The sequence below is a fragment of the Paracoccus stylophorae genome (genome assembly GCF_028553765.1).
In the GTDB taxonomy this organism is placed as follows: domain Bacteria; phylum Pseudomonadota; class Alphaproteobacteria; order Rhodobacterales; family Rhodobacteraceae; genus Paracoccus; species Paracoccus stylophorae.
Map to the genome: position 1 here is coordinate 2,390,803 of NZ_CP067134.1, position 23,416 is coordinate 2,414,218.

Annotated in this window: 29 protein-coding genes, 1 pseudogene and 1 other annotated feature; of the genes and pseudogenes, 18 read left to right on the forward strand and 12 right to left on the reverse strand. The window is 64.1% G+C overall.

The annotated features are described in order from the left end of the window. Positions 1-53: 53 nt before the first annotated feature. From JHW45_RS11785 to JHW45_RS11795, 3 genes are all read right to left on the reverse strand, one after another. Positions 54-278, reverse strand: coding sequence for a hypothetical protein (locus tag JHW45_RS11785; protein ID WP_272857845.1), 225 nt, complete (start codon positions 276-278; stop codon positions 54-56). 112 nt (positions 279-390) lie between these two features. Then, a complete protein-coding gene (locus JHW45_RS11790; protein WP_272857846.1) occupies positions 391-606 on the reverse strand; it encodes a hypothetical protein in 216 nt (71 codons plus the stop codon). A gap of 12 nt (positions 607-618) precedes the next feature. Then, on the reverse strand, positions 619-816 hold the full coding sequence (locus JHW45_RS11795; protein ID WP_164614857.1) for a DUF6900 domain-containing protein: 198 nt from the start codon (positions 814-816) through the stop codon (positions 619-621). A gap of 113 nt (positions 817-929) precedes the next feature. On the opposite strand from JHW45_RS11795, the gene JHW45_RS11800 reads away from it, so the two are divergent. Together JHW45_RS11800 and JHW45_RS11805 are read left to right on the forward strand one after the other, a co-directional pair. Continuing rightward, positions 930-1,514 (forward strand): hypothetical protein, encoded by a 585-nt coding sequence (locus JHW45_RS11800; protein WP_272857847.1) that lies wholly within the window; start codon positions 930-932, stop codon positions 1,512-1,514. Beyond that, positions 1,462-3,456, forward strand: coding sequence for a phage terminase large subunit family protein (locus tag JHW45_RS11805; RefSeq protein ID WP_272857848.1), 1,995 nt, complete (start codon positions 1,462-1,464; stop codon positions 3,454-3,456). Before JHW45_RS11800 ends, JHW45_RS11805 begins: the two co-directional genes overlap by 53 nt. Positions 3,457-3,492: 36 nt before the next feature. Here the strand turns inward: JHW45_RS11805 and JHW45_RS11810 are convergent, their stop codons facing one another. Continuing rightward, positions 3,493-4,392: a DUF1186 domain-containing protein gene (locus JHW45_RS11810; RefSeq protein WP_272857849.1), complete on the reverse strand. Its 900-nt coding sequence runs from the start codon at positions 4,390-4,392 to the stop codon at positions 3,493-3,495. A gap of 89 nt (positions 4,393-4,481) precedes the next feature. Between JHW45_RS11810 and JHW45_RS11815 the strand changes: the two genes are divergently transcribed. Continuing rightward, positions 4,482-4,697, forward strand: a complete 216-nt coding sequence (locus JHW45_RS11815) for a phage head-tail joining protein (protein WP_272857850.1) — start codon at positions 4,482-4,484, stop codon at positions 4,695-4,697. Positions 4,698-4,701: 4 nt separating this feature from the next. Then, a complete protein-coding gene (locus JHW45_RS11820) occupies positions 4,702-5,247 on the forward strand; it encodes a phage portal protein (protein ID WP_272857851.1) in 546 nt (181 codons plus the stop codon). On the opposite strand, the gene JHW45_RS11825 is transcribed toward JHW45_RS11820, so the two are convergent. The 5 genes from JHW45_RS11825 to JHW45_RS11845 all read right to left on the reverse strand — a co-directional run bounded on the left by JHW45_RS11825 (position 5,163) and on the right by JHW45_RS11845 (position 9,452). Beyond that, positions 5,163-6,095: an IS5 family transposase gene (locus tag JHW45_RS11825; protein WP_119136892.1), complete on the reverse strand. Its 933-nt coding sequence runs from the start codon at positions 6,093-6,095 to the stop codon at positions 5,163-5,165. The genes JHW45_RS11820 and JHW45_RS11825 overlap by 85 nt on opposite strands. Positions 6,096-6,192: 97 nt before the next feature. Beyond that, positions 6,193-6,540: a hypothetical protein gene (locus tag JHW45_RS11830; RefSeq protein WP_272857852.1), complete on the reverse strand. Its 348-nt coding sequence runs from the start codon at positions 6,538-6,540 to the stop codon at positions 6,193-6,195. 133 nt (positions 6,541-6,673) lie between these two features. Beyond that, on the reverse strand, positions 6,674-7,639 hold the full coding sequence (locus JHW45_RS11835) for a response regulator (protein ID WP_072463932.1): 966 nt from the start codon (positions 7,637-7,639) through the stop codon (positions 6,674-6,676). Continuing rightward, positions 7,636-8,973: a sensor histidine kinase gene (locus JHW45_RS11840; RefSeq protein ID WP_188128711.1), complete on the reverse strand. Its 1,338-nt coding sequence runs from the start codon at positions 8,971-8,973 to the stop codon at positions 7,636-7,638. The genes JHW45_RS11835 and JHW45_RS11840 overlap by 4 nt, the downstream gene beginning before the upstream one ends. Continuing rightward, the gene (locus JHW45_RS11845) at positions 8,970-9,452 is read right to left on the reverse strand and encodes a putative pterin-binding protein (protein ID WP_083539298.1); all 483 of its coding nucleotides are present in this window, start codon (positions 9,450-9,452) and stop codon (positions 8,970-8,972) included. The genes JHW45_RS11840 and JHW45_RS11845 overlap by 4 nt, the downstream gene beginning before the upstream one ends. Positions 9,453-9,588: 136 nt before the next feature. Here JHW45_RS11845 and JHW45_RS11850 point away from each other — a divergent pair, with 136 nt between their 5' ends. The 8 genes from JHW45_RS11850 to JHW45_RS11885 are packed head-to-tail and all read left to right on the forward strand — an operon-like array spanning position 9,589 to position 16,168. Continuing rightward, on the forward strand, positions 9,589-10,068 hold the full coding sequence (locus tag JHW45_RS11850) for a hypothetical protein (protein ID WP_011749575.1): 480 nt from the start codon (positions 9,589-9,591) through the stop codon (positions 10,066-10,068). A 1-nt stretch (position 10,069) separates the two neighbouring features. Beyond that, positions 10,070-10,642: a hypothetical protein gene (locus JHW45_RS11855; protein ID WP_011749576.1), complete on the forward strand. Its 573-nt coding sequence runs from the start codon at positions 10,070-10,072 to the stop codon at positions 10,640-10,642. 8 nt (positions 10,643-10,650) lie between these two features. Continuing rightward, positions 10,651-11,130, forward strand: coding sequence for a hypothetical protein (locus tag JHW45_RS11860; RefSeq protein WP_011749577.1), 480 nt, complete (start codon positions 10,651-10,653; stop codon positions 11,128-11,130). Beyond that, positions 11,127-11,654, forward strand: a complete 528-nt coding sequence (locus tag JHW45_RS11865; protein WP_272857853.1) for a hypothetical protein — start codon at positions 11,127-11,129, stop codon at positions 11,652-11,654. The genes JHW45_RS11860 and JHW45_RS11865 overlap by 4 nt, the downstream gene beginning before the upstream one ends. Further along, on the forward strand, positions 11,651-12,175 hold the full coding sequence (locus tag JHW45_RS11870) for a TMEM70/TMEM186/TMEM223 family protein (RefSeq protein ID WP_011749579.1): 525 nt from the start codon (positions 11,651-11,653) through the stop codon (positions 12,173-12,175). The genes JHW45_RS11865 and JHW45_RS11870 overlap by 4 nt, the downstream gene beginning before the upstream one ends. 23 nt (positions 12,176-12,198) lie before the next feature. Then, entirely contained in the window at positions 12,199-13,170 is a 972-nt protein-coding gene (locus JHW45_RS11875; RefSeq protein ID WP_072463935.1) for a hypothetical protein, read from the forward strand. After that, positions 13,167-15,734 carry a vWA domain-containing protein gene (locus tag JHW45_RS11880; RefSeq protein ID WP_272857854.1) on the forward strand — a complete coding sequence of 856 codons (2,568 nt, stop codon included), beginning with the start codon at positions 13,167-13,169 and terminating at the stop codon, positions 15,732-15,734. The genes JHW45_RS11875 and JHW45_RS11880 overlap by 4 nt, the downstream gene beginning before the upstream one ends. Beyond that, positions 15,731-16,168: a hypothetical protein gene (locus tag JHW45_RS11885; RefSeq protein WP_272857855.1), complete on the forward strand. Its 438-nt coding sequence runs from the start codon at positions 15,731-15,733 to the stop codon at positions 16,166-16,168. The genes JHW45_RS11880 and JHW45_RS11885 overlap by 4 nt, the downstream gene beginning before the upstream one ends. Here the strand turns inward: JHW45_RS11885 and JHW45_RS11890 are convergent. Then, positions 16,149-17,081, reverse strand: a complete 933-nt coding sequence (locus JHW45_RS11890; protein WP_119136892.1) for an IS5 family transposase — start codon at positions 17,079-17,081, stop codon at positions 16,149-16,151. The two genes, JHW45_RS11885 and JHW45_RS11890, sit on opposite strands and share 20 nt — an antisense overlap. Before the next feature lie 316 nt (positions 17,082-17,397). On the opposite strand from JHW45_RS11890, the gene JHW45_RS11895 reads away from it, so the two are divergent. From JHW45_RS11895 to JHW45_RS11905, 3 genes are read left to right on the forward strand one after another with little or no spacing between them, the layout of a single operon-like run. Next, positions 17,398-17,808: a hypothetical protein gene (locus JHW45_RS11895; RefSeq protein ID WP_128493044.1), complete on the forward strand. Its 411-nt coding sequence runs from the start codon at positions 17,398-17,400 to the stop codon at positions 17,806-17,808. 27 nt (positions 17,809-17,835) lie between these two features. Continuing rightward, positions 17,836-18,426, forward strand: a complete 591-nt coding sequence (locus JHW45_RS11900; RefSeq protein ID WP_272857856.1) for a hypothetical protein — start codon at positions 17,836-17,838, stop codon at positions 18,424-18,426. Positions 18,427-18,434: 8 nt separating this feature from the next. Then, complete coding sequence (locus JHW45_RS11905; RefSeq protein WP_272857857.1) at positions 18,435-19,037, forward strand: hypothetical protein; 603 nt, start codon at positions 18,435-18,437, stop codon at positions 19,035-19,037. 201 nt (positions 19,038-19,238) lie between these two features. Here JHW45_RS11905 and JHW45_RS11910 read toward each other — a convergent pair whose 3' ends face one another. Further along, on the reverse strand, positions 19,239-20,150 hold the full coding sequence (locus tag JHW45_RS11910; RefSeq protein WP_272860605.1) for an IS5 family transposase: 912 nt from the start codon (positions 20,148-20,150) through the stop codon (positions 19,239-19,241). Between the two features lie 72 nt (positions 20,151-20,222). Here JHW45_RS11910 and JHW45_RS11915 point away from each other — a divergent pair. The 3 genes and pseudogenes from JHW45_RS11915 to JHW45_RS11925 all read left to right on the forward strand — a co-directional run. Beyond that, positions 20,223-20,393: pseudogene (locus JHW45_RS11915) on the forward strand (transposase); the annotation flags it as partial. Between the two features lie 59 nt (positions 20,394-20,452). Continuing rightward, positions 20,453-21,681, forward strand: a protein-coding gene (locus JHW45_RS11920) for an IS3 family transposase (protein WP_272857835.1) whose coding sequence is annotated in 2 segments (ribosomal slippage) — positions 20,453-20,741 and positions 20,741-21,681 — 1,230 coding nt in all. Because the reading frame shifts where the segments join, the coding sequence is not laid out codon by codon here. After that, positions 20,734-20,850: a sequence feature (AL1L pseudoknot), on the forward strand. Its footprint overlaps the gene before it by 117 nt. A gap of 298 nt (positions 21,682-21,979) precedes the next feature. After that, on the forward strand, positions 21,980-22,609 hold the full coding sequence (locus JHW45_RS11925) for a hypothetical protein (RefSeq protein WP_272860606.1): 630 nt from the start codon (positions 21,980-21,982) through the stop codon (positions 22,607-22,609). Positions 22,610-22,639: 30 nt separating this feature from the next. Here JHW45_RS11925 and JHW45_RS11930 read toward each other — a convergent pair whose 3' ends face one another. Continuing rightward, positions 22,640-23,416: an HNH endonuclease gene (locus JHW45_RS11930; protein WP_272857858.1), complete on the reverse strand. Its 777-nt coding sequence runs from the start codon at positions 23,414-23,416 to the stop codon at positions 22,640-22,642.

A 23,416-nucleotide genomic window follows, 5' to 3' on the forward strand; every position in this document is an offset into this window, starting at 1 on the left:
CTTCTACGAGGTCGAGCCCGCCAGTCGGCGGGCAGGACCGGGAGCGGGTCGTCTCACTTGGCGTATTCGCCTTCATTGAAGGCGCTGTCGGTGATCTCGCGCAGGCGGTCGCGGTAGTGGTTCAGGGTGCCGACATGGCCCCAGTTGATCTCGTCGGGGCTGGTCTCGAAATGGTCCGCGCTCAGGGCGGCGAGCCGCTCCAACATCGCGTCGATCTCGGTCTTGGCGGCGATGAAGGCGTCGAGGGCTTTCGTGTTGTCGGTCGCGCGGCGGGTCATCGGGGTGGCTCCGTGGCTGAGTTGCATCGTCCTTGTGCAATCAGAATCGCTCTGCTTGGCCGGAAAGTGTAGGCAATTCAGAGCCATATGATTGCTATCTGGCCGCCCGCGCTCAGATCAGCCCCATCCCGGCCAGCGATGCGCTGGCGGCGGCGAGCTGCGCAGTGGGCAGTTCGATCTTGAGGTGCGAGATGACGTCGGAGACCTCGGCCGCGATCCCGTCCTCGCGCAGGGCGGCCTCGATCACCTCGGCGACGGCATCGGGGCGGGAGCGGTCGAACTGGTCCGGAAGGGCGTCGTGATCGATGCGGATGGTGGTCGTGCTCATGGCGGGGTCCTTTCAGGATTGGGTGGCGGCGCGGCGTCCGGCCTCGTAGGCCTCGGCGAGCGCGTCGCGGATCGCCCAGACGGCGACGTCGTGGAAATCGAGCCGGTCGGAGTTCCGGGTCTCGAGCGTTTCGAGAAAGAAGCGGCGCTGCGCGATCTCCAGGATCAGCGCGTCGCGGGCGGCGGCGGGGTCGGTCTTGCGGCGGGTCATCTGGGTGGCTCCTTGGGTCGAGTTGCATCGTCCTTCTGGAGACACGTTCCCTCTGTCCGCGACGCATATCAACTCGATAAGCACATGAATCTGAATGATAATCGGAGCCGTCGATGCAGCGCATGAGCGAGCGCCAGTACGCCGCGCATGTCGGGCTGTCGCGGGGCGCGATCCAGAAGGCGAAGACGGCCGAGCGGCTGGTCCTCTATCCCGACGGCAGCATCAACGCGGCCGCCAGCGACGCCCGGCGGGCCGAGACAACCGATCCGTCCAAGACCCGGAAGCCACCAGCGCCGAAGCTGAAGCCTGTCCCCGAGGCGGCGGTGGCCGCCGTCGGCGATACCCTGCGCGAACAGGGACTGGCGGTCCCGGCGGTGGGCGGCGGCACGACCTTTCTGCAGGCCAAGACCGCGAACGAGGTGCTGAAGGCGCAGGAGCGGCGCATCAGGCTGCAGAAGCTGAAGGGGGAGTTGATCGAGCGGGCCCGCGCGCTGGCGCTGGTGTTCCGGCTGGCGCGGGCGGAGCGGGACGCATGGGTGACCTGGCCGGCGCGGGTCGCGGCGCTGATGGCCTCGGAACTCACCGCGGCGCTGGGGGACGGATACGAGGTGGAGGCGGCGCTGATGCAGAAGGTTCTGGAGGCCCATGTCCGCGCCCAGCTCGACAGCCTCGCGGAGATCCGGCCGGGGCTTGGATGACGAGGTCTTCGCCTTCGACGGCGCTGCCGCGCTGATCCGCGCCTGGTCGCGGGGCCTGCGCCCGGACCCGGATCTGACCGTCTCGAGCTGGGCGGACCGTCACCGGAAGCTCGCCTCGCGCGCCTCGGCCGAGCCGGGACAGTACCGGACCGCGCGCACGCCCTACATGCGCGAGATCATGGATCGCCTGTCGCCCGGCGATCCGACGCAGCGCATCGTGTTCATGAAGGCAGCAAAGGTCGGGGCGACCGAGGCGGGCAACAACTGGATCGGCTTCGTGATCCACCAGGCGCCGGGCCCGATGCTGGCGGTCCAGCCGACGGTGGAACTGGCCAAGCGCAACTCGCGCCAGCGGATCGATCCGCTGATCGAAGAAAGCCCGGACCTGCGGGAGCGGGTGAAGCCTGCGCGCTCGCGCGACGCGGGCAACACGATGCTGTCGAAGGAGTTCGCGGGCGGCATCCTGATCATGACCGGGGCGAACTCGGCGGTCGGGCTGCGCTCGACGCCTGCGCGCTACATCTTCCTCGACGAGGTCGACGCCTATCCGGCCTCGGCCGACGAGGAAGGCGACCCGATCACGCTGGCGGAAGCCCGGTCGCTGACCTTCGCCCATCGGCGCAAGGTGTTCCTGGTGTCGACCCCGACGATCCGGGGGTTGAGCCGGATCGAGCGGGAATACGAGGCATCGGACCAGCGGCGCTACTTCGTGCCGTGCCCGCATTGCGACGCGATGCAGTGGCTGAGGTTCGAGCGGCTGCGCTGGGAAAAGGGGCGGCCGGAGACGGCCGAGTATCTCTGCGAGGGCTGCGACGCGGCAATCGCCGAGCACCACAAGACGAGGATGCTCGAGCGCGGCGAGTGGCGTGCGACCGCCACGGCCACCGATCCGGCGACGGTCGGCTACCACCTCTCGGCGCTCTATTCGCCGGTGGGCTGTCTCAGCTGGCAGCGGATCGCGCGGGCACATGAGGCGGCACGGGGCAGCGACGAGGCGATGCGGGCGTTCCGGAACACCATCCTCGGCGAGACCTGGATGGAGACCGGCGAGGCGCCCGACTGGCAGCGGCTGGCGGACCGGCGCGAGGCGTGGGCTCCAGGCACGGTGCCGGCTGCTGGGCTGTTCCTGACCGCGGGCGCCGACGTGCAGAAGGACCGGATCGAGGTCGATGTCTGGGCCTGGGGCCGCGGGCTCGAAAGCTGGCTGGTCGACCATCTCGTGCTCGAGGGCGGGCCGGGCGATCCGGCCTGCTGGCAGCAGCTGACGGAGCTGCTCGGCCGCACATGGGCGCATGCCTCAGGCCAGACGATGGCGCTGGCGCGGCTCGCGATCGACACCGGCTACGAGACCAGCGCGGTCTATGCCTGGTCGCGGCAGGTCGGCTTCGCGCAGGTGGCGCCAGTGAAGGGTGTCGAGGGCTTCAACCGCTCGAGCCCGGTGACCGGGCCGACCTATGTCGACGCCACGATCGGTGGCAAGCGGCTGCGGCGCGGGGCCCGGCTCTGGACGGTGGCGGTCTCGACCTTCAAGGCCGAGACCTATCGCTTCCTGCGGCAGGACCGGCCGACGAGGGAAGAACAGGCCGCCGGCGCGCTGTGCCCGCCCGGTTCGGTGCATCTGCCGGACTGGGCGGATGGCGAATGGCTGAAGCAACTGACCGCCGAGCAGCTGGTGACGGTCCGCACGAAACGCGGCTTCGCGCGGCTCGAATGGCAGAAGCTCCGCGAGCGCAACGAGGCGCTGGATTGCCGGATCTATGCCCGTGCGGCGGCGTGGATTCTCGGGGCGGATCGCTGGCCGGAGGCGCGGTGGGCCGATCTGGAGGCGCAGCTTGGGGTGGTGAAGCAAGGCGAGACGGAGGCCGGGGCGGGAACGGCGGTGCCAGTCCCGCGGCGAATGGCACCGCGGCGGCGCACGGTGCGGTCGAGCTACATGATTTGAAGACCAGCGACGAGGGCGGCGTAGGGTTGTGACGCCTCAGTTGAGACAGCACTTCTTGAACTTCCTGCCGCTGCCGCAGGGACAGAGATCATTCCGGCCAACCTTCGGCGCTTCGCGGTGGAAGGTCTCGCCGGGGACGTCCGACGTCCATTCGTCATCGTGCAGGCCAGAGGCCGTACTGTCGCGCCGATATGCGTCGGAGAAGCAGTACCAGCCGGACAATTCATCGATGGCGCTCTCGATGGGCCGGGTGTTGCGGCTGTGGTGGAACCAGCCGGATGCGCCCGCCTCGGTCGCCTCTTTGAGCGCGTTCCGGAAGTCCTCGACCCTTGAAAGCTCAGGGGAGATCCATTTCCTTTCGTAGGCTTGGACGACCAGTGGCTCCAGATGCGTGAGGCCGAGGTCCGCCACCGCGAAGGCCCAGGATTCCCAGAGCTCGCCGGGCTTTTCGACACCGCTGCCGAAGAAGGCTTCCAGATAGGCGTGGATTTCGGCGGCCTTGTTCGGTTGGCCGCGCGCGATCATCACGAGCGCGTCGATCATCTGGCAGCGCACGAAGACGTCGGCACTCGCGTCCTCGAGCACTTCGAGGATCGGCATGAGGTCGCCGTCGAACACGCCCGCGACGACGCGGGCCGTGCTTTCCGTGATGGCATCGCCGAGGAGGGCGTCGAGGAACGCGCTGTCGTGCCGCAGGAGCGCCGCGAGGGGTCGATAGGCGCGAACGTCACGCCATTCGCCGAGCAGGAAGAAGGCGAGGAGAAAGACCGCCAGATCATCCTCGGCCACGGTGTCCGGTCCGGCACGCCGCAGACGGTGGATCAGGTCGAGGAATACCGGGATCATCTCTTCCCGGTGTCTGCCTGCCTCGATCATCGCCTCGCGCGGAAACCCCTCCGGGACGGCGAGGGCAGTGAATATCTGTTCCGGGGTCACGCCTTGGCTCTCCATGCTTGCATTATTGGCGGGACATATCCCAGCCAGTGAACCCGCGCCACTGGCGCCTTGTCCGACAGGAATGGTTGATGCCAACGGCCGCAGAGATCCGCGCCCGCCGCGACGCGCTGACCGCGCAGCGCTCCTCGGGCGTGGCGCGGGTCAGCTACGACGGCAAGTCGGTGGACTATCGCAGCCTGGCCGAGATCGATCGGGCCATCGAGGCGCTGGATCGCGAGATCGCCGCGGCCGAGGGGCGGCGGATCGTGCGGCAGGTGCGGATGACGACCAGCAAGGGGCTCTGAACCCATGGGCCTTTTCGACCGCTTCCGCCGCCGCTCGACCGGCGGCCCGGCCGCAGTGCGCGCCCGGCTCGAGGGCGCCATGGCGAAACGCCGCCTCCGGGGCTGGAACCCGCCTCTGGAAAACATCAATACGCTGGTCGCCTCGGGCGGGCCGCGGCTGCTGGCGCGTTCCCGCGAGCTGGTGGTGACCAACGGTTATGCCGCCAATGCCTGCGAGGCCTTCGCCGCGAACCTCGTCGGCGACGGCATCAAGCCCTCGTCGCTGATCGGCGACGCCGATCTTCGCGACCGTGTGCAGCGGCTCTGGCTGGCCTGGACCGACGAGGCCGATGCGGACGGGCTGACCGACTTCTACGGGTTGCAGGCCATGGTCGCGCGGGAGATGTTCGTCGCCGGCGAGTGCTTCGTCCGGGCTCTGTTGCACAAATCGGCTGCTGATCGGACTTCCCCTTTCCCCGGACAGATTTATCCTGCGACCTCTGTGATGGGCGTGCCGAGCGCGGTGAAGCCGTTGAGCACGGCGACGCGCACCTGGAACTCCGCGACCTGACGGTCGAACTCGCGTGCGGATAGGCGCTGACCCAGCAGCTTGACGCAGTGCATCTTGGTTTCTGCGCGGCTTCGGCGGTGATAGCCGCTCCATCGTCGCCAGATTGTCCGCCCGACGCGCTTCGATGTGCGCAGGATCTCGTTGCGGGCGACAGCCCCGGCTGTGTCGGGCTTCCAGGGCTTGGCGTTCTTGCGAGGCGGGATGATCGCCGCGGCACCGCGCGCGGCGATGGCGTCGTGGCACTTGCGGGTGTCGAAAGCACCATCTGCCGTGACGCTGGCGATCTCCTGGTCGGGTGGTATCTGGTCCAGAAGTTCGGGCAGCATGGGCGCGTCACCGACGTCGCTGGTGGTGAACTCGGCCGCCCGGATTTCCAGTGATTTCTCGTCGATCCCGATGTGGATCTTGCGCCAGACCCTGCGCTTCGTGCCGCCATGTTTGCGGGCGTTCCACTCGCCTTCACCCTCGACCTTGATCCCGGTGCTGTCGACCAGCAGGTGCAGCGGACCGGCCGATCCGCGGTAGGGGATGTTGACCTTCAGGGTCTTCTGGCGCCGCGACAGCGTGCTGAAGTCGGGCACCGCCCAGTCCAGGCCGATCAACCGCAGCAGGCTCTCGACGAAGCCCGTCGTCTGCCTGAGCGCCATCCCGAACAGCACTTTCATCGTGAGGCAGGTCTGGATGGCTGCGTCGCTGTAGTCCGCTTGTCGCCCGCGCTTGCCAGTCGGCGCGGCCTTCCACGTCATGGCGGGGTCGAACCAGATCGTCAGAGAGCCGCGGCGCTTGAGCGCTTGGTTATAGGCGGGCCAGTTCCTGGTCTTGTAGATCGGGGGTGTCGGTCTGCTCATGCAGTCAAGCTACCACGCTGGATTCACGAGATGAATCCCTCACGCGATTTGTGCAACAGAGCCCGTCCCAGGGAACAGCGGCAGGCGTGGTATTGGATCACTGGCTATTCAAAGCAGCGCGAGCGGTGCGATGGTCTGGAAACGGTGCATCCAGGGCAACACGCTGCGAAGGGACGCAAATATCCATCATTACAAAATAATGGAACGTGCCGGCCTCCGGCGTTTCTATCGGCTCGGCGCCCGTTTCGCCGGCCACCTGACGATCCTCGAGGAACAATTCCACTCTTTGCGATTGCAAGGTCCGTTCCCGGCAATCCACACGCATCAATTTGGCAGCAGCATCGAAGGATATATCACGGACCGTGCGGATGGACTTAAAGAAGGTCCACATCCAGACATCCACCGGTGTCTCCGGCGCAGCTTCCGGCAACTCACCGGCTATCATTGTAGCCATCGTCGGGTTTGAAGCGTTCGAATGAAGCGACGAGAACATATGAGAACATACTGACTACAAGTCCTTCGTGTTCGTTGCGGAACGGTCTTGATCGCTGTGTCAGATATTCAATGCGCCGCTTCACTCAGGTCACCGGCTGCGCCAGTGGTACTGACAGAATCAACGCCACCAGTTCCGCCTGCCTTTGCACGCCGGTCTTGGAGAAGATGTTTCGCAGATGGAATGCGACGGTCGTGCCCGAGATCGCCAACCGGTCTGCAATCTGGCTGCGGCGCAGCCCTTCTGCCAACAAACACGCGACCTGGGCTTCCATCGGCGTCAGGCCGAACAACTGGCCAAGCGTCGCAGTGTCCATAGGAGGTTTGCTGTCTGTGCCGCTCAGTATCAGCATGGCGACCGCCTCATCATGGTGCGAGTGCGCTGGCAGCGACATCCCGATAATCATGAGCTGGCACCCATCGTCCAAGCGCAACCCCGTCGGCGCCATCCCTTTACCCGGGGCCAACCCTGCGATCAACGCGGACAGCTTCCGGCCATTTTCGCCGCTGGCGGCAAAACGCCCACTCAGCGAGATTCCGGCCGCGCCCGACAAGCTTTGGGCCAGAGGATTGGCATGGACCACGCCGCCATTGGCATCGAGCAGCACCACGCCAAGAGCCAGGCGGTCGAGGGCGGCCAGGCCAGATCGATCTCCCGGCATTGCGCGCAACCTTTGCATCCGGTTCAGGCGCGCTTCAACGGTGGCACGAAGCAGGTCGTAATCAATGGGCTTGGTCACATAATCGTCGGCCCCCGCCATGCGCCCATCGATTACCTGCTGGCGCGAGGACAGGGCAGTCAGAAAGACAAAGGGCACGTCATCAAGATCGGGTCTCGTCCGGCGCAAATGGGACATGAACCTCTTGCCGTCCATGCCGGGCATCAGGATGTCACAGAGGATCAGATCGGGGCGCTGCCTTTCCAGACAGGCCAGCGCCTCGCGCGCATCTCCGGCGGCGCTCACGATGTAACCGGCCTCGTGCAGTTCGAAGGCGATGTCGTCGCGCAGGGATGGTTCATCCTCGACACACAGGATCAGTGGCGCGGTCATGCGACGTCATCCTTCGGCAGGTAAAGCGCGGCTGTCAGGCCTCCCCCGTCACGCTGCGTCAAGGTCACGTCTCCTCCCTGTATTCGCGCCAGATCGCGCGCAAGCGTCAGCCCCAATCCGGAGCCGGGCAAAGTCTCGTGCCCGCTGCCTCGGTAGAACCTGTCAAAAGCACACTCAATCTCTTCGGGCGACATACCCCTCCCTCTGTCCTCGATCCGACAGACGATGCAGTCCCGCGACTGAAAAACACTCACATCGACGCGGCAATCGGGCGGAGAATACAAGAGCGCATTGCGCAGGAGGTTGGACAGGATTTCGGCGGTCAGCATCGGATCGCACAGCGCGACAGTTGGTTCTGTTTGCACCGACTGCCGAATACGGGCCGGGTCGCGGTCCCACGCCGTCGCCATCAGGTCATCAATGACTGAAGATACAAGATCGTTTAGGTCATGGGCGCGCAGGCTAGGAAGAACCGCATCGCGTTCCAGCCGGGACATCATCAATGCGGTATCTGTCAACTTCACGAGCCGCGCGACCGCCTCACGGGACACCGCCGCCTTTTCCGAGATCAGTTCTGGTGGAACCGGGCCGCCGCTGCGCCGCGTCAGGCGGTGCATCGCGCTGTCGATTACGGCTAGCGGCGTGCGGAACTGATGGGCAATCAGGTCGGCGAACCGGCGGTGGTTCTCGGAGGTTTCGCGTTCGCGTTCCAGATCGCTGGCGAGCTTCTCAGCCCGCAGGTGGTCCAGCTGTCCGCTCATCAGCCGCCTCTCACGATCGATCAGGATTGCCACCAGCCCCAATCCCGCTACAGCAGCCCCCAGCACTGACATCAGCGCAAGCAAATGCAGGTGCCTCAGGCTGTCCAGGCGCGTGGCCTGACTCTGCCATTCATGGGACATCACCAGACTCGCCTTGGTCCTTAGTGCAGCGACCAGCGCCGTGACATGTGCCCGCAGCGCGGCCGGATCGGCACCTTGCGCGGGGTCAAGCGCCAGAAGCCCACTGCGCCAGCGTGCAAGTGTTTCGGACACTCCCGCATTCTCGAGAAAGCGACGTTGCGGCCCATCTTCCAACAGCGTCAGCCGCGAAACCAATATATCAAAACGGGTCTGGATCTGTTGTGGCGCTGCCTCATCCGAGAGCGCCAGCGCAAGGTTCAAGGCCTCGATCTGCGTCTGGCCAAAGACCCAGATCATGTTCTCGGTTGCGGCAATGCGCATCTGGCGTTCCAGCACCACAAGCTGCCACGCAGCCAGCGCCAACAGGCCCAGGCAGATCGCCACCAGCCCACCAAGCCACAGATAGCGGGCCCGCCCGCCTGTGCCGGTCATTGCACATGCAGCGCGACAAGCTGCCAGACCCATCGCATGTCATACCGTATATCGGCCAGAACGCCGTGATTGTCGCGCGGATAGACGATCCAGACTGGACCCTTGTCACGCGGGGTCAGAGGCACGTCATCCATGTAAAGCGCGGCTAGAACATCAAACCGGTGAAAATCCTCGACAGGTATATCGACGACATAGTCGTTCAACGCTGTCGCGCGCACACTACTTCCCTCGGCTCCGGCATGGGCGAGGACGTCTCGCATCAGCACACCGCGGAACTCCGGCCTGCCATCTGTGACGCTGGTCGATGTCGAAAACTCATGCCAGTCCATCGTATCGAAATCCGCGCGCGTCATCTCCACTCTGCCGTCCGTGACCGCGCCGGTCAGGGTCAGCAGGACGTCCTCGGCAGCCGCTGGTACGGCCATGAACACAAGTGCCGTCATCAACGCGGTCTGAACGATGTGATACCGCAAGCTCATCACCACAACCCAAAATGAAAACCAGGTTCCGGACTGAACTCTATCACAGGAGACTACATGTTCCCCGTTCAAACGAACGGGGCGGCCAGTCTTGAGCAGAACTAAACTCGGAATCAAACAGCAGGAGGATCTACGCTTGACCATCTTCTCGACCATGCGAAGAGCGGGCATACCTGTTCTGGCCTGTCTTCTGGCGCTGCCGGCGCTGGCCGACGAGCCTGGAGGGCTGGTTACCGGCAGTTTTGGCGATCAGCCGCTGGAGCTGACTGTTGCCCCCGAATTGTCCGGCGCGACGATCATCGGCAACTATGCCGATGCCTCCTTGCTTGCCTCACAGATGGAGGGCGATCAGGGGCCGGTCAATCTGGAACTGACGATCAATGGCGAATTGCCCGCGCCCGGCGAAATGGCGCTGACGATCACCTTTGCGCGCGACATGGGACGGAATTGGACCGGCGATCAGGACAGCCTGACACTGACCCTGGAGGAATTCACGCCGGGCGACGGGATTGTCGCCTTGAAGGGCACGCTCACCGGGCAAGTCAGTGGCGGCCCCTCATCCGAAACCCGGCCCGTCACCTTCAGCTTCGACACCCGGCTTGAAGAGCTTGACTGAGATGGCTGGACCCGCCTTTGCCCGAACTGCGGCCCTGCTGCTGATCGCTACGGCAACCTCAGCACTGGCCGGTGAACCGTCCAACCCGGTCTGCCACGCGGACGTCCATCGCGCCGGTAATTTTGACCTGCGACAGATTGGTCCGCTGATCGCGGGAACGTGGACCGAAGCCGCCATCGGAACGAGTGTGGCAATAGGCGTTCAGGAGAGCACCTTCGAGATCATTTATGATCGGAACCGCAACCGATTGTATCTGGGTTCGGACGGCATTCAGACCGAACTGGTGCCGGTTCGAGGTGGCAACAAGCCGCTGCGCTTTGACTTTGTGCGTGGCGAGGCAATGGACCCGCAGTTTTATATGTTGACTTCAACGGGTTCCGAGCCCGGCGCGGAGCCTTGGGAATGGGCGTTGGTTCAGGATTGCCAGATTGCCTCGGCGCCGCAATTCGAATGGCAATTCGGCACCGGTGCGCGGCGCTCGGACGGGATCATCAGTTTCTTCTCGGCCAATGAGGCGATGGGAACAAAACGCAATTCGGCGCGGGGCGTCCGCGAACAGCTGATCAGCCGATAGGAATGCCAATGAAGGTGCTTGTCCCGCTTGTCCTGGCCCTCGGAATCGCAACCCCCGCTGGTGCATTGGACGCCATCGGCGAGATCGGGGCAAACTTGGACGGTGAAGAACTGAACTGGCAGGTGATGCGTCAGGATGATGGCTCGGCGATGGTGCAGATCACCGATATCGGCCCGCTGACCATGATCGAACTGCATGCACTTGGTGACGGCAGCATTTCTATCGGCCTGATCTTTCACGGCAAGCCTTCCGGAGATACGCCGCCCGCCGGTCTGACCATCGACATGCGGCCCGATCGCGGGGCGATGGCGGGCGCGGTCTGGGAAAGCGAGGAAGAGCCGCCGCAGATGTCGATCGACCTGCTGGATCTTGAGGATGAAGGCCGCATCCAGGCCAGCTTTGCGGCAACCCTATGCCGCCGGGATGCCCCGGACGACTGTCGCGACGTCGAGGGGCGGATCGACACGTCGTTGGGTGCAGGCCCATGACACTGGCCGAGTTTCTGGCTGATCCGCTGCGCGTGACGCAAATCTCCGACAGCGTGCTGGAGATCGAGAATCGTCCGGTCCGGCGGGCGGTGATTGCTGCGGCGGTGATATTGGTGGCGATCGCGGCGGGCCTGACAGCCATCGAGGATGGTGCGACCGGAACGGGGATCATCGTGCTTGCCGTGGTGGGCCTGATCGGTTGGCTCTACATGCACGAGTTGGTGCAGCTGACTCAACTGAGCCTGGACAGGCATGCCGGTCTTGTCCGGCTGCGTGTGACCACATTGCGCGGGCGGCGTGAAGAGACATTCGCACTCTCGGACCTGCACAAGCTGGAAAGCATCGCGCACTATGGCACGGCGGCAGGAAACGATGAGACCCGGCTGGTGCTGATTTGCGGATCGGGACCAGAGCGGCGCGAGATCATAGTGCCCATGTTCCGCCCGGATCCCGAAGAGGTGGCGCATCTGACGGGCGTCGTCAATGGCTGGCTTTCCCGCCAGGGAAAGGGAAACCCGTCATGAGTATTGAGACGAATACGCCCGAACGACTGGAACTGGAACTGGCGATACCGCGCTTTATCCTGTGGTTCGTCATGCTGCCTGTCCTGCCGATCACCCTGATCGGGCTGGCCAATCTGATCGGGGGAGAAATCCTGACCGCGCTGGTGCTGCTGGTCGGGCTGAACGGGGCCTTTCTCGCGGGATATATCGCCCTGTCCGAGCGCACACGGCTCAGGTTGGACGCAGGGTCGGGGCTGGTCAGCATCATCCGGACATCGCGCCTCGGCACGCGTCAGCGGGACTATCCGCTCGAGGCGCTCGACAGTGCCGAACTTGACCGCAGCCATACCTCGCGAGAGGACCGCAGCACCTCGAAGGTGGTTCTGGTTTTTCGCAACACCCGCCCGGCAACACGGGTTCCGTTGTCACGTTGGGGCGTATCGGGCGATGGACCTGGGCAGGTCGCCAATGACATCAATGCCTGGCTGCGACGCCATTTCGGGGGCGAACAGACTGCCCCCGCATCTCAACCTTCAAGCTGATTGCCCCAAAAGGAACCGGAGCCATGTGGGATTTCAATATCGGACAAGCTCTCGGACTGTTGGGCCGAACATTGCCTTTCGTGCTCCTGCGTGCCGCCGTCTATTTCGGAATCACACTGGCCTATATTCTGGCCACCGGCGCCGGTATCGGGGTCGGCTGGGGCGTTGGCGCCTTCGGGGATGACGAGTTCCGCGCGACCGCGATGGCTTGGGGCGGCATTGCCGGCTTTGGCCTGACCGGCGCTGTAATGTACTGGCTTCGGGAATACATTCTCTACATCGTCAAGGCAGGCCATGTCGCGGTTCTTGTCGAACTGATTGACGGCAAGCCCCTGCCGGAAGGACGCGGCCAGATCGCCCATGCAACGGCCGTGGTGAAGGGGCGCTTCGGCCAGGCCTCACTGCTCTTCGCGCTGGACCAACTGGTCAAGGGAGTCATTCGCGCCGTCATCGGCCTTGTGCGCGGTGTATTGTCCATCCTGCCGATCCCCTATGTCCGGCAGTTGATGGGCATTGTGCAGGCCTTCCTGCGCGTGGCGGTGGGCTTCATCGATGAGGTGATCCTCGCCCATGCCATCCGCACCCGCTCGACCGATCCCTGGGGATCCGCACGCGAGGCGCTGGTGCTATATGGCCAGAACTGGAAGGCGATGCTCCGGAACGCCGCCTGGCTGACGCTCTTCACCTATGGTCTCGCCTTCCTGATCTTCCTCGTGATGCTCGCCCCGGCAGCGGCACTGGTCTACGTCATGCCCGGCGCCTGGTCGGCGGGCGGCTTCGTTTTCGCGTTGCTGTTCGCCTGGAGCGTCAAGGCTGCCTTTCTCGAGCCCTTCGCCGTCACCTGCCTGATGCAGGTCTATTTCAGGATCACCGATGGCCAGGAGCCGGACCCTGAGTGGGATGCGCGGCTGGAGCAGATGTCCTCACATTTCCGCAAGCTGAAAGAGCGCGCCGGTGCCCGCTTCGGGACAGCGCGCGATGGAGAAGCCGCATGAGATCTCTTGTGACCGCCGGGCTTATCGCCCTGACATCCGCCCTTGCGCCGGCGGCGCTTGCCCAGGAGCGCCCCAGCACGATCCTTGTTTTGGACGCCTCGGGGTCGATGTGGGGGCAGATCGATGGGATAAACAAAATCACCATCGCGCGCGATGTCGTCGGGGACATTGTGTCGGATTTCCCCGCCGATCAGAATCTCGGTTTCGTCACCTATGGCCATCGCGAGCGCGGGCAATGCGCGGATATCGAAACCTTGGTCGAACCCGCGCCCGGCACTGCGGCAGAGATCGCCGGCATCGTTGAAGGGTTGAACCCGCGGGGCATGACCCCGATGACCGATGCCGTCGTCACCGCGGCTCAGGCGTTGCGCCACACCGAACAGGCGGCGACGGTGATCCTGGTTTCCGATGGGATCGAGACCTGCAATCCTGATCCCTGCGCCGCCGCCCGCGCATTGGAAGAAGCGGGCGTAGATTTTACCGCCCATGTCATTGGCTTCGATGTGCGGGGCGAAGCCGACGCCCTGTTGCAGATGCAATGCATCGCCGAGGAAACCGGCGGCCGCTTCCTGACTGCCGACAATGCCCAGGAACTCAACCAAGCCTTGCGCGAGGTCACTGCCGCGCCGGCCTCAGGGAGTTTCACCTTCACCGCAAATCTCGGAGGCGAGGAGATCGGCGACGAGACCATCTGGGAGCGGCCAGCAGCGCCACTGGAGCTTCCGCTTCTGTCCGGCGAGGTGATCTGGGAGATATCGGATACTTCGTTCAACATGGTGCAGACCGGCACCGCGAACCCCTTCATCACGGATCTGCCGTTCGGCGACTATATCGTGACGGTCCATTCGACGGCGCAGGACGACTTCTCGCAGACCGAGGCCAGTTTGGCGTTGGACAGCGCGCGCAATGTCCACGCCATTTTCCCGCCCATCACGTCGCAACAGCCCACCGCCCAGGTCTTCGGCCCTGCACAAACCTTGGTTGGCTCCGCGTTTACGGTGAGCTGGGAAGGTGAGGGTCTGGCTCCGCGTGATTATGTGACAATTGTCCCCGCCGACGCCGAAGACGGAGCCTATGCGGACTATGACCGGCTGGAGAACCGTACCGAAGGCGAGCTTCGTGCACCTGCCGAGCCCGGTCTCTACGAAGTGCGTCTGCAATTGGACGCGGGGGACCGCGTGCTCGCCCGCACCCCGGTCGAGGTGGTTGATGCCGACGTCACGGTCTCCGCACCCGCCCAGGTCGTTGTCGGGTCGGCATTCCCGGTCACCTGGCAGGGCGAGGGCCTGCACCCGCGCGACTACGTGACAATCGTTCCCGCCGGTTCGGCGGACGGCACCTATGCCGACTACGATCGCATGCAAGGTCGGAGCGAGGGCGAGCTGCGGGCGCCTGCCGAGCCTGGCCTCTACGAAGTGCGCCTGCAATTGGACGTGGGGGACCGCGTGCTCGCCCGCACCCCGGTCGAGGTGGTCGATGCCGAGGTTGCTGTCTCCGCGCCGGCTCAGGTCGTTGTCGGGTCGGCTTTCCCGGTCACCTGGCAGGGTGAGGGCCTGCACCCGCGCGACTACGTGACGATCGTTCCCGCCGGCTCGGCGGACGGCACCTATGCCGATTACGATCGCATGCAAGGTCGGAGCGAGGGCGAGCTTCGCGCGCCTGCCGAGCCCGGCCTCTACGAGGTGCGCCTGCAATTGGACGCGGGGGACCGCGTGCTCGCCCGCACCCCGGTCGAGGTGGTCGATGCAGAGGTCACGGTTTCCGCGTCGGCCCAGGTCGTTGTCGGTTCGGCGTTCCCGGTCACCTGGCAGGGTGAGGGCCTGCACCCGCGCGACTACGTCACGATCGTTCCCGCCGGCTCGGCGGACGGCACCTATGCCGACTACGATCGCATGCAAGATCGGAGCGAAGGCGAGCTTCGCGCGCCTGCCGAGCCTGGCCTCTATGAGGTGCGCCTGCAATTGGACGCGGGGGATCGCGTGCTCGCCCGCACCCCGGTCGAGGTGATGGATGGTAATGTTTCGCTTGACGGACCGGACAGGGCGCGGGCCGGCGCCGAGATCACGCTATCCTGGACCGGTGCCATACATCCGCGCGACTACATAGCCATCGTTCCCGGCGGCACACCGGACGGCGAGCAAAGTGGCTATCGCCGTATTCAGGACGAAGATCAGGCCACGTTCACTGCACCCGCGGAGCCTGGTGCCTATGAAATCCGCTACCATTTGGACCGCGGCGATCGGGTCATGGCCCGGCGACCGCTCGAGGTGCTGGCGGCGGATGCGCCGATAGACGAGGGTGCCGGGCTTATGGTTCCTGGTACAGCAAGGCCGGGCGATATCGTTACAGTTTCGTGGACAATCGAAGCTGGCGATGCCGACCGGCGCGTGGCGCTGGCACGAGCTGATGCGCCCGACTTTACCTGGATTATAGTCCATCACGTGGGCGACGAAACCGAAACGGTAATCAAGCTCCCGGACGAGCCGGGACAATACGAAGTGCGGTTTCTCGACCTTCAAAGCCAGAGCGTTCTCGGACGCGCGATGATCACGCTCGGCGAATGAACTACGACAATTTCAAAGAATCGGGAGCACTCACGACCATGCTCAGATCAGCCATCGCTGCATTTGGCTTTCTCGCCCTTGTCGTACCCGTCATCGCTGCAGAACCGGGGGGAGCGGCGTCAGGGACGATCGCAGGCGAAGAGATAGAACTGTCGGTCTGGACAGAGCAGTCCGACTTCACGTCTTCAAGTTTTTCGATCTATTTTCAAGCACCGGCACTGAGAGAGCGCGGCCTGGGCAGCTTGTCCCTCGGCGCAGAGTGGATTGGCGATCTCGATGGTGACTTCTTTTCCGCAGAAATCGATATCCCAATTCTCGATACCGATCCGTATCGCATTTACCGTGCGGACCTGGACGATGGGCTCTGTTGCACAAATCGGCTGCTGATCGGACTTCCCCTTTCCCCGGACAGATTTATCCTGCGACCTCTGTGATGGGCGTGCCGAGCGCGGTGAAGCCGTTGAGCACGGCGACGCGCACCTGGAACTCCGCGACCTGACGGTCGAACTCGCGTGCGGATAGGCGCTGACCCAGCAGCTTGACGCAGTGCATCTTGGTTTCTGCGCGGCTTCGGCGGTGATAGCCGCTCCATCGTCGCCAGATTGTCCGCCCGACGCGCTTCGATGTGCGCAGGATCTCGTTGCGGGCGACAGCCCCGGCTGTGTCGGGCTTCCAGGGCTTGGCGTTCTTGCGAGGCGGGATGATCGCCGCGGCACCGCGCGCGGCGATGGCGTCGTGGCACTTGCGGGTGTCGAAAGCACCATCTGCCGTGACGCTGGCGATCTCCTGGTCGGGTGGTATCTGGTCCAGAAGTTCGGGCAGCATGGGCGCGTCACCGACGTCGCTGGTGGTGAACTCGGCCGCCCGGATTTCCAGTGATTTCTCGTCGATCCCGATGTGGATCTTGCGCCAGACCCTGCGCTTCGTGCCGCCATGTTTGCGGGCGTTCCACTCGCCTTCACCCTCGACCTTGATCCCGGTGCTGTCGACCAGCAGGTGCAGCGGACCGGCCGATCCGCGGTAGGGGATGTTGACCTTCAGGGTCTTCTGGCGCCGCGACAGCGTGCTGAAGTCGGGCACCGCCCAGTCCAGGCCGATCAACCGCAGCAGGCTCTCGACGAAGCCCGTCGTCTGCCTGAGCGCCATCCCGAACAGCACTTTCATCGTGAGGCAGGTCTGGATGGCTGCGTCGCTGTAGTCCGCTTGTCGCCCGCGCTTGCCAGTCGGCGCGGCCTTCCACGTCATGGCGGGGTCGAACCAGATCGTCAGAGAGCCGCGGCGCTTGAGCGCTTGGTTATAGGCGGGCCAGTTCCTGGTCTTGTAGATCGGGGGTGTCGGTCTGCTCATGCAGTCAAGCTACCACGCTGGATTCACGAGATGAATCCCTCACGCGATTTGTGCAACAGAGCCTGGACGATGAACTCTCCCTGACAATTACGAGCGCCTCGCACCAAGGCGGTGTGCTGGCCATCGCGGGCCAGGTGGAAGGTGTTCTAACCAGTGTGGACCGGATTGCCCTTCGAAATCCTGATCCCGACGATACTCTCAGCGTTAGCCTGACGTTTGAAGCCGTATTGGGTGAGTTGCAGTGAGGACCGCGGCGCTTTCCCTAATTGCGATCTGCCTGTCCGCGCCTGTGTTGGCCGATCAGCCGGGTGGGGATATGACTGGGTTTCTGGAAGAGACGCCTGTTTCATGGCGGATCGACGCCGAGCGGTCAGAATACCATTTCGAGAGCGAAGGCATTGGCTCTCTGCGGATTCTTGCCGAACCGCAGGAGGTGCCATCGGGCATCGGTTCCGTTCGGTTGATGGTGATGGTGGCCGATGGGACCACAAGTCTTCTCGAACTGCGGCTCGAGGACGAAGACGGAAATCCCGCTCTTGGACTGTCAAGCGAGGCCGGGGGCCAGGCAATGCTCGACATCGACCACGACAATGACGGTTCACTTCACTTCACCGGCGTGATCGAGGCAGGTCTGATGGCCTACCCGATGTCAGGCCGAACTGCCGGCGAACGACAAATGCTGGTTCTGGATGTGGATGGAGGCCGGATCACTGCTACCGGGCACTAGCGTTCTGCGGCAGGGAGGACAAATCCAATGAGACCGGTCATCGTTTTGACAGCCATTTTGTCCTGCGCCGCCGTTCCCGCGCTGGCGCAGCGCGCGAGCGACATTTCGGGCCTTTGCGGAACGTCCTCGCCGGCAACGTGGCAGGGGCTGCGGGAACACTTCGTGGGTGACTGGCGCGTTGACCACCTGTCCGGCTACGTCCATGCCGGCAGGATGGTCATCCCTATGGAGCCTTCCCCCGAAACAGAGACCATGTCGATCTGGGTATTGGGCGAGGATCTGCTGCTCGACCATGCGGAGATGACCGAGCCGATGGCTATCACCCTTGCCGACGAAGGCCGTTGGGTGATCGAGGCCAACCATCCCGAGATCCCCGAGCCGGCACTGACGCCGGACGAAGCCGTGCTGGCGTGGGCCGGAGACTGCGATCAGGAGGATCTGCCCCGTCTCATCGGTCAGAGCCATGTGGCCATGGCGGGGGCGGTCATGGACATGACGCTGCGCATGCTGCCCGTCGATATGGACACGATCTACGCCATCCTTGAGATCGAGGGTGCCGCCCAGGGCCAGTATGTCGTCGCGCGGCGTGTGGTCTGGCTGAACCGGACCGGCGAATAGGAGGCATTGTGAAACGATATCTCGCCACTCTGTTGGTTGCGTTGATTTTCCCCGCGGCAGCGGCGGCCCAATCTGAGATCGCATTGGCGGGCTGTCCAGCAGAACGCGCTGTCTATACATTGGCGACCGAGGGCGACGAGTATGCCATCACGCTCGTCCCGGCACGGACGCGGGCCGGGTTTTCCTCGGACCTCTATCTGCGGCTCACCACGCCTCAGCGCGACTATTGGTTTGTATTCGAGGTCGCCGCGTCACAGGGAAACATAACGCTAAATCCGGTCGGCGATCCCTACGCGTCCGAAGCGCGTGCAACCGGTCCGGCAAACACCATCGAGGCCTTTCGTTCCCGCTGGCCGGATGCGCCGATGGATGAACTGCCGTCACTGCTGCGCTTCTATGCGTTGGATGCGGAACTGGGCTTTACCTTGGCGCAGCCGCAACAGGGGCAGCCGGCCCCACCTTGGCTGCTGATGCCGGAGTTGAACACGGCGCTTTGGTATCACTTGCCGGCATTGACCGACGATCCGGGAGCCGAACGTGACCCCATGCCACGGGGTATCTTCCGGCTAACGGCCTGCCTCGACACCGCCCCACCCGCAGCCTTCCCATGATACCGAAGGTGGCCGGGAGCGCTTTTCAGTTCATGCCGGCTTCAGCCCGTTTGAACGAACGGGGCGGAGTGCGTAGCGCAGTGCTATAGGCTCCGGCACGAGGGTTGGGGAATGCCGTCGCGTGACGGCGAGTGGAGACCTTTCAACGGCTCTGTTGCACAAATCGGCTGCTGATCGGACTTCCCCTTTCCCCGGACAGATTTATCCTGCGACCTCTGTGATGGGCGTGCCGAGCGCGGTGAAGCCGTTGAGCACGGCGACGCGCACCTGGAACTCCGCGACCTGACGGTCGAACTCGCGTGCGGATAGGCGCTGACCCAGCAGCTTGACGCAGTGCATCTTGGTTTCTGCGCGGCTTCGGCGGTGATAGCCGCTCCATCGTCGCCAGATTGTCCGCCCGACGCGCTTCGATGTGCGCAGGATCTCGTTGCGGGCGACAGCCCCGGCTGTGTCGGGCTTCCAGGGCTTGGCGTTCTTGCGAGGCGGGATGATCGCCGCGGCACCGCGCGCGGCGATGGCGTCGTGGCACTTGCGGGTGTCGAAAGCACCATCTGCCGTGACGCTGGCGATCTCCTGGTCGGGTGGTATCTGGTCCAGAAGTTCGGGCAGCATGGGCGCGTCACCGACGTCGCTGGTGGTGAACTCGGCCGCCCGGATTTCCAGTGATTTCTCGTCGATCCCGATGTGGATCTTGCGCCAGACCCTGCGCTTCGTGCCGCCATGTTTGCGGGCGTTCCACTCGCCTTCACCCTCGACCTTGATCCCGGTGCTGTCGACCAGCAGGTGCAGCGGACCGGCCGATCCGCGGTAGGGGATGTTGACCTTCAGGGTCTTCTGGCGCCGCGACAGCGTGCTGAAGTCGGGCACCGCCCAGTCCAGGCCGATCAACCGCAGCAGGCTCTCGACGAAGCCCGTCGTCTGCCTGAGCGCCATCCCGAACAGCACTTTCATCGTGAGGCAGGTCTGGATGGCTGCGTCGCTGTAGTCCGCTTGTCGCCCGCGCTTGCCAGTCGGCGCGGCCTTCCACGTCATGGCGGGGTCGAACCAGATCGTCAGAGAGCCGCGGCGCTTGAGCGCTTGGTTATAGGCGGGCCAGTTCCTGGTCTTGTAGATCGGGGGGGCGTTGTTGCAGAACTCTCACCGTGAAGGATTCACATCACGAATCCAAGCGGTTAGACGGGCGTCATGAGCAAGCCCAAGCCCGCCCGCTACCGCACGACGAACTGGTCCGCCTACAACGCTGCGCTGAAGAAGCGCGGGTCTCTGCTGATCTGGCTGGACAAGGAGATGGCTTGGCACGCTCCGCATGGGGGCCGCCCCGGGCGCCCGCCAGTCTTCTCGGATGCGGCGATCCAGTTGCCTTGAACCGCTCCGGGTTTGCCGGAGGCTCCAACTCCTGAGTAGGATGGAGCATCATGAGCAAGACGACGAACAAGTTTTCCCCTGAAGTGCGCGAGCGGGCGGTCCGGCTGGTCCTCGATAACGAGGGTCAGCATGGCTCGCGTTGGCAGGCGATCATGTCGATTTCAGCGAAGATCGGCTGTTCTGGGCACACCCTGAACGAGTGGGTCAAGAAGGCCGAGGTCGACAGCGGCAAGCGAGCGGGCGTTTCCAGCGAGATGGCCGAACGGATGAAGGCTTTGGAACGCGAGAACCGCGAACTGCGCCAGGCGAACGAGATCCTTCGCAAGGCCAGCGCGTATTTTGCGATGGCGGAGCTCGACCGCCGGTCGAAGTGATGGTGGATTTCATCGATGCGCATCGGAATGCGCACGGGGTCGAGCCGATCTGCTCAGTGCTGCCGATCGCCCCGTCCACCTATTACGATCATCTGGCCAGGCGGACCGACCCGGCGCGGTTGTCGGATCGGGCGCGCCGGGACGAGGTTCTGCGTCCTGAGATCCGTCGGGTCTTCGAAGAGAACTGGCAGGTCTACGGCGCTCGCAAGATCTGGCGGCAATTGCGCCGGGAAGACTTCGACGTGGCCCGTTGCACGGTGGCCAGGCTGATGAGGGTCATGGGTATTCAAGGTGTTATCCGGGGCAAGCCACACCGGACGACGATCCCTGACAAGAAGCTGCCTTGCCCACTGGACCGCGTGAACCGCCAGTTCCGCGTGCCCGCACCGAACATGCTGTGGGTGTCGGATTTCACCTATGTCGCAACCTGGAAAGGGTTCGCCTATGTGGCTTTCGTTATCGACGCCTACGCCCGCAGGATTGTCGGCTGGCGCGTCAGCACCTCTCCTCATGCCGGGTTCGTTCTGGATGCCCTCGAACAGGCCGTCCACGAACGCCGGCCCACCAAGGGCATGGGTCTGGTCCACCATTCGGACCGTGGATCGCAATACCTGTCCATCAAATACACCGAACGGCTGGCCGAAGCAGGCATCGAACCCTCGGTCGGCAGCGTTGGCGACAGTTATGACAACGCCTTGGCTGAGACGATCAACGGGCTCTTCAAGGCCGAGGTCATCCATCGTCGCGGCCCATGGCGCAGCTTCGAGGCCGTCGAATATGCAACCCTCGAATGGGTCGACTGGTTCAACAACCGACGCCTCCTCGAGCCCATCGGGAACGTCCCACCCGCAGAAGCCGAAGCCAACTTCTACGCGGCTCTGGAAACTGAACCCATGGCCGCCTAACTAAGATCAATCAGCCTCCGGCAAACCCGGAGCGGTTCACTTCTACGAGGCGCTCCGGATCGACCGCAGCAGCGGCCGGGTCGAGATGCCCGAACCCATTGTGCTCCCGGCGGTGAGCGCCGTGCCCGCGCCGCCGCCGAGCGGCAAGCTCGCCGTCTATGCGCGAGACCGCGCCGGGGCCGGATGGCTCGACGTCCAGCGTCCCTCGGGGCGGTTCTTCCCGCTGCAGCCGCATTTCGGGGTCAACCGCATCGCGACCTGGGCGCCATCCTCTGGCACGACCGTCAACACCAACGGCATGCCGCGCACCGCTGTCGGCACCGTCTCCACGCCGACGCTCGCCACCACCAACCTCTCGACCTCGATGCGCCGCTGGCGCGTGACCAGCGCCGCCACCGCCGATGCGGCGGCCGACGAACGCTCGGCCGGCTGGGTCTGCTGGCGCGGTAATGCGGATGGGCTGGGCGGCTTCACCTATGTGAACCGCCTTTCGCTGGTGACGCTGCAGGCGACCGGCATGGGGTTCTTCGGCCTCTATGGCTCGACGACAGCGCTGGCCACGACCCTGACCCTGTCGGCCGTCGTCAACTGCATCGGCATCGGGTTCCAGCGCAGCACCCACACGAACTGGCAACTCGTGCAGAACGATGCTTCCGGCGCGCCCACGCTCACCGATCTCGGGGCGAGTTTCCCGGTCGCGAGCACGACCAACGTCCTGACCCTCACGCTTCTCGCCGCCCCGAACAGCGGCGAGATAGGCGTCCGGGTGGTCGAGGAGGTCAGCGGAGCTTTGGTCGAGGCCGCGCTCGACAGCGACATCCCCGCCGCGACGCAACTCCTGAGCCCCCGGAATTTCATGAACAACGGCGCGACGGCGGCGGCGGTCGCCTATGATTGCTCGGGGGTCTATGTCGAGACGGACTATTGACCAGCTGACCAGCTTTCGACCTATCGCGTCTCAATCAGCAGGCGGGGCGTCAGGCGCTTTGACGTCGAATACCTTCGTCCGGTGCCACTCCAAGAAGACTCGATGCTTGTCCGTCAAAGCGACTGGCCGATCAAAATAAAGCCGCGCACGCGCCTGCTCGCTGAGGTTCTCCGAAAAGACAGGGATGCCGTCATCGCCGAAGGTAACCAGACCGCCATCGAAAACGGCATCCCAAAGAGCCGACAGAAGCAGGCCGTTATGGACATCCAGACGCTCTGCGTCGTTTTCACAGTCGCGCCATGGCTTGATGTGAGAGGCACGGAGAAGCGGCTTGTCGACAATCCCGGTCAGAGGGCATCGCCCCCGCCAGTATTTGATCAGACGCTCACGAAAAATGTTCTGGCCGACACGCTGGACCACAAGGCGTTCCGCCTCTGTCGTCTTCGGCAAGTTCTTTGTGCGGTGAAGAAACTCCTGAAGTGGTGCGTCGGGAAGGCTTGCGGCAAGCTCGTAAACTCTTGGCATCACGCCATAAAGCTGTGCCAGCGAGGCAAACCGGAACCGTGCGAGGCCTGGTCCTGCGGCATCTGACGGCTCAATCCCGATCTCAGCAATGACCCCGGCGTGATCCAAAGCGAGGAGCCACGGACCGGAAGTGTCCCAAGCGAGCCAGATCGACCCCTGCGCGGTCGTCGAACTGTACCGCTGCCAGCCATCGAATTCGCCATGGGGGCGCCGGAAGCCGTTCTGGTACGTGACCTTCTCGCATTCCTGGCGGGTCACGAAGGATTGGGGCGTCTCGATCAT